This is a genomic window from Myroides sp. A21, from assembly GCF_000807225.1.
Classification (GTDB): Bacteria; Bacteroidota; Bacteroidia; order Flavobacteriales; family Flavobacteriaceae; genus Flavobacterium; species Flavobacterium odoratimimum.
Genome location: NZ_CP010327.1, coordinates 3,429,951 through 3,447,793 on the forward strand (window position 1 = coordinate 3,429,951; position 17,843 = coordinate 3,447,793).

General features: G+C 34.2%; 14 protein-coding genes. 3 read left to right on the forward strand and 11 right to left on the reverse strand.

What is annotated here, in order from left to right:
- Positions 1–394: 394 nt before the first annotated feature.
- The 3 genes from MYRA21_RS15305 to MYRA21_RS15315 form a co-directional block, all read right to left on the reverse strand.
- Positions 395–1,861 carry a TlpA disulfide reductase family protein gene (locus MYRA21_RS15305; protein WP_039329662.1) on the reverse strand — a complete coding sequence of 489 codons (1,467 nt, stop codon included), beginning with the start codon at positions 1,859–1,861 and terminating at the stop codon, positions 395–397.
- 83 nt (positions 1,862–1,944) lie between these two features.
- Positions 1,945–2,799: an energy transducer TonB gene (locus MYRA21_RS15310; RefSeq protein WP_039329664.1), complete on the reverse strand. Its 855-nt coding sequence runs from the start codon at positions 2,797–2,799 to the stop codon at positions 1,945–1,947.
- Positions 2,800–3,270: 471 nt separating this feature from the next.
- On the reverse strand, positions 3,271–4,239 hold the full coding sequence (locus tag MYRA21_RS15315; RefSeq protein ID WP_039329666.1) for a zinc-binding alcohol dehydrogenase family protein: 969 nt from the start codon (positions 4,237–4,239) through the stop codon (positions 3,271–3,273).
- 416 nt (positions 4,240–4,655) lie between these two features.
- On the opposite strand from MYRA21_RS15315, the gene MYRA21_RS15320 reads away from it, so the two are divergent.
- From MYRA21_RS15320 to MYRA21_RS15330, 3 genes are all read left to right on the forward strand, one after another.
- Positions 4,656–5,066 (forward strand): four helix bundle protein, encoded by a 411-nt coding sequence (locus tag MYRA21_RS15320; RefSeq protein ID WP_082013838.1) that lies wholly within the window; start codon positions 4,656–4,658, stop codon positions 5,064–5,066.
- Between the two features lie 264 nt (positions 5,067–5,330).
- Positions 5,331–8,165, forward strand: coding sequence for an excinuclease ABC subunit UvrA (uvrA, locus tag MYRA21_RS15325; RefSeq protein ID WP_039329670.1), 2,835 nt, complete (start codon positions 5,331–5,333; stop codon positions 8,163–8,165).
- Between the two features lie 4 nt (positions 8,166–8,169).
- The gene (locus MYRA21_RS15330) at positions 8,170–8,892 is read left to right on the forward strand and encodes a TIGR00730 family Rossman fold protein (protein ID WP_006260044.1); all 723 of its coding nucleotides are present in this window, start codon (positions 8,170–8,172) and stop codon (positions 8,890–8,892) included.
- Between the two features lie 768 nt (positions 8,893–9,660).
- On the opposite strand, the gene MYRA21_RS15335 is transcribed toward MYRA21_RS15330, so the two are convergent.
- From MYRA21_RS15335 to MYRA21_RS19205, 8 genes are all read right to left on the reverse strand, one after another.
- Positions 9,661–10,656 carry an IS110 family transposase gene (locus tag MYRA21_RS15335; protein ID WP_006258619.1) on the reverse strand — a complete coding sequence of 332 codons (996 nt, stop codon included), beginning with the start codon at positions 10,654–10,656 and terminating at the stop codon, positions 9,661–9,663.
- Between the two features lie 326 nt (positions 10,657–10,982).
- Positions 10,983–12,140, reverse strand: coding sequence for a TlpA disulfide reductase family protein (locus MYRA21_RS15340; RefSeq protein ID WP_039329672.1), 1,158 nt, complete (start codon positions 12,138–12,140; stop codon positions 10,983–10,985).
- 190 nt (positions 12,141–12,330) lie between these two features.
- Positions 12,331–13,464, reverse strand: coding sequence for a TlpA disulfide reductase family protein (locus MYRA21_RS15345; RefSeq protein ID WP_039329674.1), 1,134 nt, complete (start codon positions 13,462–13,464; stop codon positions 12,331–12,333).
- Positions 13,465–13,891: 427 nt separating this feature from the next.
- The gene (locus MYRA21_RS15350) at positions 13,892–15,058 is read right to left on the reverse strand and encodes a TlpA disulfide reductase family protein (protein ID WP_039329676.1); all 1,167 of its coding nucleotides are present in this window, start codon (positions 15,056–15,058) and stop codon (positions 13,892–13,894) included.
- 100 nt (positions 15,059–15,158) lie between these two features.
- The gene (locus MYRA21_RS15355; RefSeq protein ID WP_006263708.1) at positions 15,159–15,920 is read right to left on the reverse strand and encodes a LytTR family DNA-binding domain-containing protein; all 762 of its coding nucleotides are present in this window, start codon (positions 15,918–15,920) and stop codon (positions 15,159–15,161) included.
- Positions 15,913–16,275 (reverse strand): hypothetical protein, encoded by a 363-nt coding sequence (locus tag MYRA21_RS15360; protein WP_039329677.1) that lies wholly within the window; start codon positions 16,273–16,275, stop codon positions 15,913–15,915. The genes MYRA21_RS15355 and MYRA21_RS15360 overlap by 8 nt, the downstream gene beginning before the upstream one ends.
- A 6-nt stretch (positions 16,276–16,281) precedes the next feature.
- On the reverse strand, positions 16,282–17,637 hold the full coding sequence (locus MYRA21_RS15365) for a 2TM domain-containing protein (protein ID WP_006265466.1): 1,356 nt from the start codon (positions 17,635–17,637) through the stop codon (positions 16,282–16,284).
- Entirely contained in the window at positions 17,621–17,779 is a 159-nt protein-coding gene (locus MYRA21_RS19205) for a hypothetical protein (RefSeq protein ID WP_006263711.1), read from the reverse strand. The genes MYRA21_RS15365 and MYRA21_RS19205 overlap by 17 nt, the downstream gene beginning before the upstream one ends.
- Positions 17,780–17,843 lie beyond the last annotated feature (64 nt).

Genomic DNA, 17,843 nt, shown 5'->3' on the forward strand with positions numbered 1-17,843 from the left:
ATATCTTAGACCAATCAACACTATTTTAACAAAAAAAAAGATTTTATATAAACATAATTGCTTCTAAACATCTTTTTAATCAAATACTAAATTAACTATTAATGAAAATTACATCAACTGATTTCCTAATTAAACTAAGTTCTACAGCACCTCTAAGTATTTTGCGATTAAAGCACAGCGATTATTCACTATATACTTAATTAGTCGTTATCACAATAAATGGACTAGGCAATATACTAGGAAAAAAGAGCATAAATAAGTAGTTAAAGGTACCTTTAATCTATTACTAGCATTCACTTTTTTAAAAAGCAAAAATTGTATACACTGAAATGATTTATTTTGGCAATTGCTCTAACTTCTGTAATAATGCTCTAGACAGTAAAATAAAACTGTATTACTCTTTCACCAAAGATAAAATCTCTTCTCTAAGCACATCACTATTAGGATATGCAGCTTTAGAATTCACTAATTTCCCTTCCTTATTATATAGGATATAACGTGGTATTTCTGTCAAATTTAATTCTTCATAGAAAGAATGTTCAGGGTAGTTCATAGCCAAAACATTATGCCTACCAATAGGTAATCCTATTTTATTATAAGCAGTAGTCCAAGCTCTCTTATCACTATCAATCGAAATGTAAACAAATACTACTGGTTCTTGTTCTAAAACCTCTTTTAAAGCTTTGGAATAGGGCATCATCTGAAGACAAGGACCACACCACGAAGCCCAAAAATCAATTACAATAACTTGACCCTTATTATCTTTTACTATGTCTGTTAATGAAATTGTATTGTTATTAGAATCCAGCAGCAGAACACTTTTATCGTCCGATACACTATTTAACCTACTTCCATACTTCTGCTGTATTACAGACAATGCTTTGTCATTTTTTACATTAACCTTCAGCTTCTCATATAGAAGTCCTAATTCTTTCTTTAAAATTCCATTATTTACTATTTGTTCGAAACAATACAGAAGTAGATACTCCTTGACCACTTCGCTAAACTCAGTACTTATTATTATTTTATTAAAAGCATCTTCGTAATCAATTACAAAAGGAACTTGAGGATCAGGAACTTTTATACCAAAATAATGCTGTACATAGTTCTCTAAGAAAAAGCGGTAAGCTCCTGACACTAATAAATCATCACGCCTCAAGTCCTCTGTACCTATGCTATTAAAATCATAGGTATCTTTATAAGTATTGATTCTATAATAGTAATTACTATAAAATAGTACATCATACATTCGTTGTGATAACTGATTTACTTGTTTAAGAGAATCTAGAGTTGAATATACATCATGATAATAGTTATCTTCTTCTACTAGATATCTCTTTTCTTCCTCAGTAGAGCGATTCCTGCCATATCTATTTCTAAACAAGATTTGTTCTAAAGGTTGTTTACTATATAAGTATTGCTGAATATTTATCTCCTCAAGATTTTCTTTTCTATGTCGAATATCAACTAAAGGTAGATTATCAACATATCTGACATCTATAGTATCCCCTCGTTGAAAATTATAAAATAAATTCTGTTTAATACCCTTACCATTAGATAGGTAATAGTTAAAATACACTTCTTGATCCTTAACAGTAATCACAATCGTATCTCCTTTTAAATAGTTGTTTACCGCATAGTTCTTTACTTGCAAGCTATCTTTATCAAAATATATAATTGCATTACTCTTTAAACGATTACTACTCCAGTCTATCTCTTGAGGCTCAAATACAAACACAATTTGTTTGGCTTCTGCAACAGAAGATTTAATATTCCTGTTCTTATCTAAACAGCCTGTCATAATCCCTCCAATAAGCACTAGGGTTACTAAAAATAAGTACTGCACAATGTTTGTCTTCATAATCAACTAAGTAAAAACTAAATTTAATAAAAAAAGCAGCATCCATCTCTGAATACTGCTTAATATAGAAAAGTCTAAACAATTTACTGAACTCTAATCGTAACAGGTAGTGTGAACTGAGAACGAACTGCCTTTCCTTTATTTAGGGCAGGTTTCCATTTTGGCATTCTCTTTAAGACCCTAATAGCCTCTTGCCCTACTCCATATCCAGGATCTCTCATCACCTTGATATCTGTTAGACTACCATCTTTCTCTACTATAAAAGACATAATAACTTTTACCTCCTTCACACTAGCATCTAAATCTGGTGTTCTAAATGAACCTACAAATCGGCTGCTAAATTTAGCCATTGTCTCATAAGGTTCTGCTTTAGTAGATACTCCTATATACACTGTCGTATCTTCTAGCGCTTCTCCTGTTGTAGCATCATTAGAATCCACCACTTCAGCTGGATTATCTGTTCTAGCTTCATCAATAGCAATTACGCCATCTGGATTAGCATCTAGATTATGTGCGCCCGGATTAGCATCTATAAACTCATCTACTTTAGGGGCTACTGTAGTAACCTCATTCGCATCTGCTGCCTCGAACTCGTGAAACTCTACTTCTTTAGTCTTGCTTAATACTGTTTCTACCTTGTTGGCAGGAAGTTCTACGATTGGCTCCTCCTTAGGCGTAAAGATTTCTTCTTCTACTGCTGTAGGTTTAATAACTTCATCAATAATCACTATAACCGAACCTGGATCATTACTTGCAAATAAATTAGAGATCACTGTAGGAACAATAAATACGGCACTAAAGAGAAACATTCCTGCTACTAAGGATAAAACGGTGGTACGCGAACTGTTTTTGCGCAAATTATACGCTCCATACGCCTTATTGCGGTGCTCAAAGACGATATCCAACCAATCTTTTCTAAACAAATCATTCTTTGCCATAATTATTTATTTTAAATGTTAAACAATAGGCTGTTGGATTATTCAAATACCAACAGCTAAATCAATCTACAGTTACTCTCATACTGTATTAAAAAATTAATATTAAACTAAAGTATATGACTAATATACAAATTATAAACGAAAATAATACACATTTATTATTTTAAGGATTTATTTTTCTTAAATAAATCCTAACACAAGTTATTTCTAGCCTAGTTCATAGTTCGTATTGCTATTCTTTCAGACAATACTTTTATACTTGAGAAGTAAGTCCCTACTCCCTCCGTTATTTTGTGCTAATTAACGGACTTACTACGGACTCATAACGGACTCACTACGGACTCATTCAAAAGAAAAAGTGTCTCGTCCTGCTATAACTGTACAATTATAACTAATCATACTAACGAGTGAAAACACAAAAAAAGAGCTACTTCGGATAAAGTAGCTCTTTAAATTTTCAGGTCTTATATATCAAATAGTAATCACCAATCTAGTACCCGAAGGGACTTGCTTATTCCATACATGCTCGATATCTTCTATCGCATGTGCTTCGGTCTGAATGTGCAGTTTATTATTCGATGCTAATAAGAACATCTCTGGTAGTATAACTTTATTAAATACAATGAGCTCTTCTGGTGAAAGACTTCCAAAGCCAGAACCTAAAATCTCAATAGCTGAGCTTCTAAGTATGGCTGATGATAACGTAATTTCTTTACCTGCCATATCACCTGCAGTAACAATCTTAGTAGTATGGGCAAGGTGAGTCACAGACTCTCCCTTTAATACCTCCATGATAAGCGAAATAGGTTTGCCCCATAAATAGTCAATTACAATATCGATAGGAGTCTCTTTGTGAATCGCACTTAATTGTTGCTTTATATTTTCGTCCGTATCTTTTAAATTGATGGTATGACTAGCTCCATAAGATTTTAATTCGTCTAGGAGTTTTTCATTTCTCCCTGTGACTATGATATGTTTAGCGCCATAGTGTTTTGCTATCTGTACCGCTACTTGTCCTGTGAATCCCGTAGCTCCATTAAACAAGACTGTCTGACCTGCTTCTAACTTCGCTCTAATCAGCAGTGGCATAGCTGATCCTAGTACGGCATTAGGTAATGCTGCAGCTGTCACATTATCTAATGTATGAGGAATAGGGGTATAATTATCTCCTATTATGGCTTGCTCCGCTAACATCCCTGTGATACCAAATCCATATACTCTAGTCCCATCTTCTAATTCTCCTACTCCATCTGTCCCCACTACAGTAGGGAACTCTTTATAACTTGCATAGTGTTTTCCACTTACTCTAGATTTATCTAGATTCTTTACCGCAGAAGCTTTGACCTTAATGATCCTATGCCCCTCTTCCACAGTGAGTGTGGAGTCTATCTCTCCACATTTGGGTGTGCTACCCGATTTATATAATATTGCCGCTTTCATTGTTGTGTGTTATAATTTAGCTCTAAAAGTACTTATTTTTTTTGTCTTTTTTTGTGAAGGTGTTTTTTTGTGAAGATGTGAAGGTGTTATTTGTGAAGGTGTGGAGGTGTTTTTTTGTGAAAGTGTTATTTTGTGGAGGTGCTTTTTTGTGAAGGTGAGAGAAAGCAAAATTACAAAACAACAAACTCACAAAATAACAAAATAATAAACTCACAAAACAACAAACTCACAGAATAACAAAATAATAAACTCGCAAAATCACAAACTCACAAAACAACAAACTCACAGAATAACAAAATAATAAACTCGCAAAATCACAAACTCACAAAATAACAAACTCGCAAAATCACAAACTCACAAAACAACAAACTCACAAAACAACGAAATAACAATTTCATAATAAACAATCCATGATCATGGAATATTTATTGATTAATCATTTATTGAACACAAAAAAGACATTCATGTTTATATACTACTTTGAACGCTTAGAAGTATGGAAGAACGCCAGAAGTTTAAGCAAGGACATACATATTCTTACTAATAGATTTCCAAAAGAAGAATTATTTGGTTTAGTATCTCAATTAAGACGTGCAACTTATAGTATACCAGCTAATATAGCAGAAGGAATGTCAAGAAACAGCAATAAAGAAAAGTTAAGGTTCTTAAATATAGCCTATTCTTCCGCTATGGAAGTTATTAATTTCTTAATACTTAGTTTAGATCTTGAGTTCTTAACTATAGAGGAATATAACTACACACGCGAGAAAATAGGACTTATTACTAATCAGATATATGCTTTAAGCAAAAAAATTGGTGAATCGTGAAGGTGCTATTTTGTGGAGGTGCTATTTTGTGGAGGTGCTATTTGTGAAGAGGTGAAGGTGTGAAGGTGTTTTTTTGTGAAGATGCTATTTGTGAAGAGGTAAGAAAGCAAAATTACAAAACAACAAAATCACAAACTTACAAACTCACAAAATAACAAACTCACAAAACAACGAAATAAAAAATTGCTAATCTCTATCGCAGAATGACAGATGTCCTTCTCATTGGTGAGATAAAATTGTATATTTGTTCCTTTGCCAAAAAATATGTCTAAAACAGAAGAAACAATAGAAGTACTAGGAGCTAGAGTTCACAATCTTAAAAATATAGATGTGTCTATCCCTCGCGAAAAACTGGTGGTTATCACAGGTTTATCCGGTTCGGGAAAATCATCTCTAGCCTTTGATACTATTTATGCAGAAGGCCAACGCCGATATATAGAGACTTTCTCTGCTTATGCTAGACAATTCTTAGGAGGACTAGAAAGACCTGATGTGGATAAGATAGACGGTCTGTCTCCTGTGATTGCTATCGAGCAGAAGACAACCAATAAAAGCCCAAGATCTACTGTAGGTACGATCACTGAGATATATGACTTTATGCGTTTGCTATACGCTAGAGCGGGTGAAGCGTATAGTTATAATACGGGCGAAAAAATGGTGAGTTACTCTGACGAGCAGATTCTAGACCTGATCATCAGTGAATATCAAGGTAAACGCATCAATATACTAGCCCCTGTAGTACGCGCTAGAAAGGGACATTATAGAGAGCTATTTGAACAGATAGCGAAACAAGGATTCTTAAAAGTGCGCATAGATGGAGAGATTAAAGACATCACTTCAGGTATGCGTGTGGATAGATATAAGACGCATGATATCGAAACAGTAATCGATAGAATAGCTATAGACGATACAGAACAGACTAAGCAACGCCTTACAGAAAGTATCAAAGTAGCCATGCACTATGGAGATGATATCATCATGGTATTAGAGCATGAAGGAGAGACAGCTCGTTTCTTTAGTCGTCACCTAATGTGTCCTACCACAGGTATCTCTTATTCTAAACCAGAACCTAATAATTTCTCTTTTAACTCTCCTAAGGGAGCGTGCCCATGCTGTAACGGGTTAGGTACGATCAACGAGATAAATCAACTCAAGATTATCCCAGACCCTAAGATTTCTATCAAAGGTGGAGGTCTTATTCCTCTAGGAACAGAGAAGAAATCTTGGATGTTCAAACAATTAGAGATTATCGCTGATAAATATAACTTCTCTCTGAATGATCCTATAGAAAAGATTCCAGCAGAAGCCATGGATATTATTCTAAATGGTGGACAAGAGAGTTTCGCTGTAGTATCTAAAGTAGCGGGTATCACAAAGAACTATAAGATAGACTTCGAAGGTATTGTCAATTTCATCAAAAACCAATTTGAAGAAAGTGATAGTGCAACTATTAAAAGATGGGCGAAAGAGTTTATGGATGAAATCGACTGTCCTGAATGTAATGGTACTCGTCTTAAAAAAGAAGCACTCTATTTCAAAATAGGCGATCAGAATATCGGTGAGCTTATACAGATGGATGTAGAGACACTAATCAATTGGTTTAAAGAATTACCAAGCAAATTATCAGAGAAACAAAAGAGTATTGGGTCTGAAGTATTAAAAGAAATCACTACTCGTCTATCTTTCTTGCAAGATGTTGGATTAACTTACTTATCTTTGAATAGAAGCTCTCGTACTTTATCAGGTGGGGAAGCTCAGCGAATCAGATTAGCGACTCAGATAGGTTCTCAGTTAGTAGGTGTATTATACATCTTAGATGAACCGAGTATCGGATTACATCAACGAGACAATGAAAGGTTAATCAAATCGCTAGAGTCACTAAGAGACATCGGTAACTCTGTCCTCGTAGTAGAACATGATAAGGATATGATCGAACGTGCAGATTACGTTATCGACATCGGTCCTAAAGCAGGTAAGAATGGAGGAAAGATAATAAGTGAAGGTACACCTGCTCAATTATTAAAAGAAGATACATTAACAGCGAATTACCTAAATGGTAAGCTTAAAATAGAAGTTCCTAAAAAACGCAGAAAAGGAAATGGTAAAACATTGAAGTTAGAAGGCGCAACAGGAAATAATTTAAAGGATGTGACCATAGAGATTCCTCTAGGGACACTTACTTGTGTGACAGGAGTGTCAGGGTCTGGTAAATCTACGTTAATCAACGGTACATTATACCCAATCTTAAACACGCACTTCTTCCACGCAGTAGCGAAGCCACAACCTTATAAAAAAATAGTAGGTCTAGAACATATTGACAAGGTGATTTCTATCGATCAAAGTCCGATAGGACGTACACCTAGATCTAACCCTGCTACTTATACAGATGTATTCTCTGATATAAGAAACTTATTTGCACAAGTACCAGAAGCGGCTATACGAGGGTATAAACCTGGTCGTTTTAGCTTTAATGTAAAAGGGGGACGATGTGATACCTGTGAAGGATCTGGAGTGCGTACCATAGAGATGGGGTTCTTACCTGATGTCTATGTAGAATGTGAAACATGTCAAGGAAAACGATTCAATAGAGAAACACTAGAGATTCGCTATAAAGGAAAGTCTATATCAGATATACTAGATATGACTGTAGCAGAAGCTGTAGGATTCTTTGAGAATATTCCGAAGATATATAGAAAGATTAAAACGATAAACGAAGTAGGACTTGGATATATCACCCTAGGTCAACAGAGTACTACTCTATCTGGAGGAGAGGCTCAACGTATCAAACTAGCGAGTGAGTTATCTAAGAAAGACACAGGTAATACGTTTTATATCTTAGACGAACCTACAACAGGTCTGCACTTCGAAGATATACGAGTGCTGATGGAGGTAATCAATAGATTAGTGGATAAAGGGAATTCTATCTTAATTATCGAACACAATCTAGATGTTATCAAAACAGCAGATTATATCATCGATGTGGGATATGAGGGAGGTAGTCAAGGTGGTCAGATAGTTGCTAAAGGAACACCTGAAGAAATATGTAAAAATGAGAAAAGCTATACAGCTAAGTTTTTAAAAATGGAATTAAAAAATTAAGAATATGAAAGAAGCATTTGAAAGCGAAGAGGCTAAGATCCAAGACAAGTTCAAACAAAGATCTTGGAATGAGATTAAGACTAATGATTCATGGGGAATCTTTAAAATCATGTCTGAATTCGTTAATGGGTATGAGAAAATAGGTCGTATCGGGCCATGTGTGTCTATCTTTGGTTCTGCTAGAACGAAGACAGATGATCCTTACTATAAATTAGCAGAAGAAATTGCTTTTAAAGTAAGTAAAGCAGGTTACGGTATTATTACTGGTGGTGGTCCTGGTATCATGGAAGCTGGTAATAAAGGAGCTCACTTAGGTAAGGGAGTATCTGTAGGTCTAAACATAGAGCTACCTTTCGAGCAACACTTCAACCCATATATTGATAGCGATAAGAACTTACAGTTCGATTATTTCTTCGTACGTAAGGTAATGTTCGTTAAATATTCTCAAGGGTTTGTAGTTATGCCTGGAGGATTCGGTACGCTAGATGAATTATTCGAAGCGATCACATTGATCCAAACAAAAAAGATTGCTAAATTCCCTATTGTATTAGTAGGTAGCGCTTTCTGGGGTGGATTAATTGATTGGGTAAAAGATGTTCTTTTAGATAAATACCACAATATCTCTCCTGAAGATATGAACTTAATCAAGATCGTTGATTCAGCTGACGAAGTTGTAGAAGTAATTGATGCTTTCTACAAAAAATACAATTTGAAACCAAATTTCTAAAAAGTGTTTTAGATCCTGATAGAAAAGACTGTTATAGTGATATAACGGTCTTTTTTTGTATGTAATATACGCACCTACTGCCGTAGGCAAACATTCGTAATTACTAAATTGAAATTCGTGATTAAACGAAGAAACCACCCCGCCCTGTGGGCACCCCTCCTAAGGAGGGGAATAGTAGTACCGCATAAACATACAGTATGTCATCCTGACGACAGGAAGGATCCCACACGTGACTCATAGGATGAGATCCTTCGTTACACTCAGGATGACATACTGAGCGTGATATACGTTATCAGGCGTATGTGATAACCGTACGGGTTGCCGCGCGAACTAGTTGGACGCGATATACGTACCTAATGCCTGAAGGGCAAACATTCCTAATTCGTAATTTTTAATTCGTAATTCCCCGAAGGAACCACCCCGCCCTACGGGCACCCCTCCTAAGGAGGGGAATAGTAGTACTGCATAAACATACAGTATGTCATCCTGACGACAGGAAGGATCCCACACGTGACTCATAGGATGAGACAAACACACTGCTTACCACGCATCGCATTCCCCTCCTGTGGAGGGGTGCCTGAAAGGCGGGCTGGTTATCCTACTGCCGTAGGCAAACATTCCTAATTCGATTACTATGATAAAAGCAAATCATTATTAATATATTTTACACCTTATTTTTGAGAATAACTCAATAAAACAAGGCATATCTAACCTGAGGATTATATCCGTATTATCCTCTATTTTTGTTTCTAATTCAATGTATGATGTTTATGCTACTTGTCGTACCTCATAAGCTTTTTTATTCCTAACACAAGAACATATACGCTGTACAAGCTTGTTTCTAACATTGTTTAAAACAAGCATCTTATGCTTACCTTCTCCAACTTTCCTCTCGTAATAAGCCCTTATCTCTGGGTCCCATCTAACAGCTGATAAAGCACAGAGATGTAAAAGTTTTTTAAGCTTTTTATTAGCCATAAAGTGTACTTTAGCTTTGCCTCTTACACTTTTACCTGAAGTATATTCAAAAGGGACAACACCACAATAAGATGCTAATTGTCGAGAGTCTTCAAATGATGTAAACGCATTGGTATAACATATTAAAAACATCGCTGTAATATCTCCAACACCTCTTACAGAAATCACACAATCAAATATCTCAGATACCTCTTGATTTTCTCTAATAAGAGTATTTAACTGTTCTTCAATCACCTTTATAGCGTTCTCTAAAGCCTTGATAATAGCCTTATCATTTTTAGACAAAACCTTGTACAGTTCATCATTAAACCCCTTAAATTCGTTGGTTCTTACTTCTATAGCTGTCTTATGAGCTATACTCATCTCTCGCTGTCCCAATAGAGCCTGAATCTTATTCAATACAGCCTTTGATGCTTTAAAGAGCTTCGCTTCTTCTTGATTTTTCTTAGCATACAATGCTATCCTTTTAGAATCTATCTTGTCATTCTTTCCTCTTTGTATTCCACTACTTCTTATAATTCTATAAGCCATTTCTACCCATAGATTACAATTCTTTGAAAGCAAAATATCTACTAAAATATTTTTATAAATACCTGTATGCTCCATACATATCAATGTTTCCTCTACACAACATCCTTCGCTTTTCATCCACTTCATAAATTGATCAACTCCCGTTTTAGTGTTTTCAAACTGATTGTGTTTACAAGAATTAGCATCTACATAAATAGCTACATCAAAATAATCTTTGGAAATATCTATTCCGATAAATTGTGTAAATTTGTCCATATGATAATTATTTAAGGCAACCTGTTACTAAAATATCATCTAAACCTTAATACTAGACCTCGACGTCTTAATTACTAGTCTGATACTCTTTAGTAAAATCAATAAAGTCCTACTCGAATTTTAGGGCGTTATCCTTGTAATTCGTCTGGTTCACTTTGTTGATTAGGTTGTTTTATTTATTCTCTACAATATTATCATATTCTCAGTTAGCAAATCTAAAGGTAATTTTTAATTCGTAATTCCCCGAAGGGCAGCAATTTTTAATTCACAAAAAGGGCTGTTACGACATTGTCATAACAGCCCTTTTTGTATATTGTAAATGAAGATTATTTAGCTAATAATTCTTCTACTTTTTTACTTAGCTCCTCACCTCTTAAGTTCATCGCAAGGATAGTTCCGTTACCATCTACAAGGTAGTTAGCAGGGATCCCTTCGATACCATAATCTGCAACGATAGGATCTTCCCAGAACTTTAAGTTAGACACTTGAGTCCAAGTTAATTTATCTGTTGCAATCGCTTTCTTCCATGCAGCGTCTTCTTTATCGATAGAGTATCCGATAATATCAAATCCTTTTGCATGGTAAGCTTCATAAGCTTTTACAACATTAGGATTCTCTTGACGGCAAGGACCACACCACGCTGCCCAAACATCTACTAACACTAACTTCTTTCCTTGTAAAAAAGAGGATAGAGTTAGTTCTTTTCCTTCTGGAGTAAGTGCTTTAAACTCTGGTAATTTTTCTCCTACTGATAATCCTTCTGCTTCTTCACCTTCGTCTACTAATTGACTTAAACGCTCAGCCACTCTCTTACCTATCTTAGATTCTTTTAATCCTTTAGAATATTTATCGTACTCTGCTTTAAATTCTGCTGGCGTTTTTTCTCCCGCAGGAATCATTTGATTTAGTAAAAACATTCCGAAAGCATTCCCCTCATTCTCTTTAGCGTATTTGTCTAAAATAGTTTTAGGAGCTACTAACAATTCTTCGTACTGAGCTTGTAATTTTTTAAACTCTTCAGAATCTGTTTGACCACTCTGAGCCATCATCATCATTTGCATTCCATTCTCATCAGAGAACTTCATAATCTTCTCTGCATAAGGATTGATTTCATTTTGAAACTTCTGAAGTTTCTCATTGTTCTCAGTTCCACCAACAACAGTCTTCTCTGGTGTTTCTTTATCAATCTTGATTGTAATCGTTCCTGGTTCACCTAAGAAAAAGGCATTAAACCCTTGCTCTCCTTCACTTTTAATACTTAAAAAAGCTTCGTCTAACTCTGTAAACTTATGTTCGATAGATACCTTCCCACCTACGATAGTTCCTTTAGCTACCTCTGTAGGCACATCTTTACCTACCTCTACAGCTAATATTTCTACTTCAGTATTATCAGGGAAGTTACTAGCAGTCACTTCAATAACACTTTTTTTCTCACACGATGCAAATACTAATGCGGCGATAAGAAAAACTCCTAATTTTTTCATTTAAATATGTTTTTTATTTTAATCCTTAAAAATAGACATTATTTTAAACGAACCCCCTTATTTTTACATACTTTTTAAAATGATTAACTAAATACTATTATGCTTACCCTATAAATGCCTTATACAGTTCTATAATTGTAATAAAAAAAGCTAGCATGAACATACTCATGATAGCTTTATATTTTTCTAATTACTTAGCTAAGATTTCTTCTATCTTCTTACTAAGTTCTTCTCCTCTAAAGTTCATTGCTAGAATAGTACCATTCCCATCTATTAAGTAACTTGCAGGAATTCCTTCTATACCATAAATCGGCACAATAGGATCATCCCAATACATCAAATTAGAAACCTGAGTCCAAGTTAACTTATCCACTTGAATTGCTTTTTTCCAAGCTACCTCTTCTTTATCTAATGAATATCCTATAATATCAAAACCTCTATCGTGATAAGCTTCATAAGCTTTCACTAAATTAGGATTTTCTTGACGACATGGCCCACACCACGAAGCCCATAGATCTACTAATACTAACTTTTTATCTTTTAAGAAATCAGTTAAGGTTAATTCTTCGCCTTCTGGTGTCAGTCCCTTAAAGTCAGGTAACTTACCCCCAATAGCTAAGTCCCCTTCTGCTCCTGTTAATAGCGACTGCACCTTCTTACCTAATTTTGTCTTTTTTAACTGTGCAGGGTATTTACTAAACTCTTCTTTTAATGCTTCTAACGATTTCTCTTTCGAACCTATCTTTTGAGAAATCATTAATAGCCCTAAAGCAGTTCTATTGTTCTCTATCTCAAATTTATCTACTAATCTAGAAGTCTCTTCTGTCAATACATTATATTGTTGTTTCAGTTTTTCTATGACTGCGGGATCGTTATCACCAGATGCATTATTAAGTACCGCCCCATTCTCAGTTAGAAACTGTGTCAGTTTATCAGAATAAGGCTTCATCTCATTTAAGAACTGTTGTAACTTTATATTATTCTCAGTTCCACCAATGATAGGGCGATCAGGGTGATGTTGGTCATATTCAATGGTAATTTTACCAGGTTCTCCCATAAAGAAAATGCTATGCCCTACCTGTCCCTCCTCTTGGATAGAAAGAAAAGCTTCATCTATTTCTGTAAACGGATTCTTAAGGCTCACCTTACCATCCACAATAACTCCTTCTGCTACCGCAAACGGCGTATCTTGACCAATCTCTTTAGACAGTATTTCTACTTTTGCATTATCTGGAATATTCTTCGTCGTAATTTCAATTACATTTTTATCTTGGCACGATACAAATACCAATGCGCCAAAAAGCAATATACTTAACTTCTTCATTTAGATATTTTTTATTTACAGGTTAAAAATAGATATTATAAAGGAGTAATCCCCATACTTTTGTTGACTTTTAATCACAATTAACCTTTCGCATCAGTATATTAACAAATTTGGCTAAAAACTTGTATTATTCTACTAAAAACTTGAATCACAACAAATCTATTCCACCTTCTACCTTAGCAATAAGTGTCTAAAACCCGAATTATGCAATAGACATATAAACGAAAAGTAATTAAACAAAATAGGTCTGAATTAGTGATTAAAGCATACTATAGTATGGTTTTAGAGCTAATGAAAGAACTATGAAGTAGAATTGCTTTGTAGTATTTGGCTAATGCGTAATTTGGGTTAAAGAGCATATTCTAGTTTCAAAAAAAACTGCTATAACCTAAAGTCATAGCAGTTCTAAAATATATTAATGTGTAAATTACTTTACTAATAATTCTTTTACTTTTTCTCCTAATTCATTTCCTCTCAAATCCATTGCTACAATAACACCATTACCATCAATTAAGTAATTCGCAGGAATCCCTTGTATACCATAATCTGCAACAATCGGGTCTTTCCAGAACTGTAGATTAGAAACTTGTGCCCAAGTTAGCTTATCTGCTGCAATAGCCTTAACCCAAGCTACCTTATCCTTATCTAAAGAATATCCTATAATGTCAAAACCAAGCTTATGATAGTCTTCATACGTTTTGACAACATTTGGGTTCTCTTGACGACAAGGACCACACCATGAAGCCCAGACATCTACCAGTACTAGTTTCTTCCCTTCTAAAAAAGAGGATAGCGTTAATTCTTTATCCTCAGGAGTAAATCCTTTAAACTCTGGTAATTTATCCCCTATTTTAAATGTAATAACCTCTTTCCCTTCATTTTCTACTAAATCATTGATACGTGCTTCTACTCGCTTACCGAATTTAGATGTTCTCAATGCTTCTGGATATTTGTCAAAATCAGCTTTATACTCCACTAATGATTTCTCTTGCATATTCATCACTTCTACAAACATGATCAATCCAAATACGTTATCTCTATTTGCTGCTTCATACTTCTTGATTGTTGAATCGAACTCATTTGCAAAACCGGAGTACTCTTCTTTTAACTTTTTAAGTTCTTCTTGACCATCATCACTTGTTGTTGAATCAGCTAATTCTTGCATTCTTGCCATATTCTTTTCGACGAAAACATTCAGCTTTTCTGATATAGGGCGCGTATCTTCCATAAACTGCTGTACTTTCTTATTATTAGCCGTTCCTTCAACAGTACTTTTATCAGGATTATCCTTATCGAATCGAATGGTAATTGCTCCTGGTTCACCAATAAAAAGAACGATATGATTCACATCTTCTGACTCTTTTATCGAAAGATAAGCCCATTCTCCCTCTGTAAATGGATTATCTAATACTACCTTACCTCCTACTATATCTCCAGTAGCTACAACTTCTGGTTCATTAAAATCTAAGCTTCTTATATAGACTTCTACTTTAGTGTTATCTGGTAGATTCTCTGTTATTATCTCGATTGTATTCTTCTTCTGGCAAGAGACCATCAATAAAACCAACGCGAACAAAACACTTAACTTCTTCATAATTAATTTTTTAATTAAAACTAAAGTAATAATTATTATATTATATCTACTAATTATAATTTGATTATTATTAGTCTTCTTTGTTTTTTAAAAGTTACTCTTACTTCTCAATCCATTTTTTGAAATCATTTACCTTCTCTCTACTCACGATTAACTCTTCTGATTCTAGATTAATAAGATTTAGCTTTAACCTAGAATTAGAATAGGCATAGATATCTTTAATACTGTTAATAGATACAATAAACTTCCTATTCATTCTAAAGAAATCTGTCGGGTCTACCATCTTTTCTAATTCCTCAAGGCTGTAATCGATAATATAATTACGTCCTTCTATAGTCTGTACATAAGAGGCTTTATTCTCACTATAGAAACAGACAACCTCAGAGCGCATCACTATTTTTATCTGTGTTCCAACTTTTACAACAAAGCGCTCTTTATACTCCACTGTATTACTAGAATTCATAAATTGCTTAAAGAGATCTAACTGTTGATTAAACCCAAAGAATACAGATCGATTATTCTCAAACTTCTCTATGGCTTGTTTTAATTCTTTCTCTTCAATAGGTTTAAGTAAATAATCTATACTATTCAACTTAAATGCCCTTAAAGCATACTCATCATAGGCTGTTGTAAAAATAATAGAACTATTAATCTTTACTTGTTCGAAGATCTCGAAAGACAGACCATCAGACAACTGAATATCTAAAAAGATGAGGTCTGGCTCTTTATTAGAACCAAACCACAATACTGCCTCCTCGACACTAGAAAGGTTTATCATAGAACTATAACCTAACTTATCTAACTTCCTCTCTAGCGAGCGCGCTGCAGGCTTTTCATCTTCAATAATAACTATACTAATCATGATGATTTAATCTTACTTGGTATTGATATGTTTTTTTTAATCTTTCGAATTCTCTCTTCTCCATTCTCTCTTGCAGCTTAGATAACACAGGTATCTTATCTAGGTATAGAATAATAACTCTGACCAATGCGCATAGAATTAATAGAGAAAAAAGTAAATATGCATTCATTGGGTTATCATTCCCTACTTGTATTCGTACACGTCTAAAATGATAATAATTAGCAAAGAATACAAAGGCAATAATTGCCATATAAACAATAATCTCTATTCCAATATAAACTAAACTGTTATAACGCTTTCTCTGAAGTCTTTGATAGCTCCTTAAAGCTTCTGGTGATATGGTTGACTCTTTCATATACTGTTAGTTCCATTTTTGTGTACCTCCATTATTATGCTTATCCATATACTCCCTAATCTTCTTATCCTCCCAATCTCTACCTAAAAACAGACTGTAATTAAATGTTCTCATCGCATCAGCAGCTAAGCCTATTCCCCATCCAAATAAAGGAATCAATGCCCATGGAAAAGTTGGATTGGTAATCATATTGATCACGATTAAAAAAACATTAACCATGATGAATGTAGTTAAATGAGCATAAAACTTCTTTATTTTTTCTACATTTTTCTTAGCTTCTACTAAGATTTCTTGTTCGTTCTCAGGTACATCTATGATTCTCATCTGTTCTATAATTTTAGTTAGTATTGGTATTCTTACTGTAAAATATTCTTCTGACTCTTCTATAAATACTGGTTTAGAAGTTAATAGCGCATATCGACTTGCTATATTCTCTAATCCGATTCCTTTTCTATTCTCTAAAGCCTGTTTTTTATTCAATGTATTCTGGATTATTAGATATCCGTCAGGACTTTCTTTGATTAGAATATGTATTGGCCTTTGTGAAGAAGATTTATTGTGTTTAATCACGTTTTCTAATAACAACTGTAAAGACAACGGAACTACCTTAGCTCCTTCTTGCTTTACCTTTTCTGGCAATTCAAATATTAGACTATCTTCAAATCGCATCTGTAACAGCTCGATATAAGTCTTCGCAAAGGCTAGCTCTTCTTCTAGAGGAACTAATTCTTTATTCTTCTGATCTAAGATATAGCGATAAGTCTTAGATAGGGAATGGTTAAACTCTACTGCTTTCTCCTGATCCTCTTCTATTAATGCCCCTAATACATTTAAACTATTAAACAAAAAGTGAGGGTCTAACTGGTTCTTAAGACTTTCAAATTGAGCAGATACATTACCCGTTATTACTTTCTGTTCTTCTATTTGTTGATCTTTAACTAAAGAAGAAAAAGTAATATGAAAATAGATCGCTAATAGAATAGAATAAAACACAGTGAAGTTTAAAACAGACCTAAAGCCCCCATGCATAAACACAGTAGCGATATGCCCTCCCTCTACAAAGAAACTATTAATCATCTTTAGAAGAATAGCAACACAGAGTATTACTACAAAGTTGATAGCCGTAGTGATCGCTGTAGCCCATCCGATGTTTCGTTCATTCTCTCTTAGATACATATTCAGTCTACCAAAATAGCTCTTCTTTAAATAATAATTAACTCCCAGTACCGCCGAAACAAGTATACTGAAGTAGAATATAAATAAATAGATATCCAAGTAATGGAGATTAAGTACCCTTCTAAACATTAAAAATGTTATCAGTAATACAGCTCCTATCTTTACAATATTATTTTTTTGTCTCATCCTTTAAAACAAGATTAGTCTTTACATTTATTAACTGTTGTTTTTCTTGAAAAACAGTTCGTGAATTTTCTCCTTTGTTTATTCCAAACATAGATAAGAAGAATGTTATCAAAAATAAGGTAATGGCAATAATAATTTTCATATCTCTGGTGTTTTTTGTTGAAGCAAAGATGTAATAGAACTGTCAACGAAAAAAAAGAAGACTA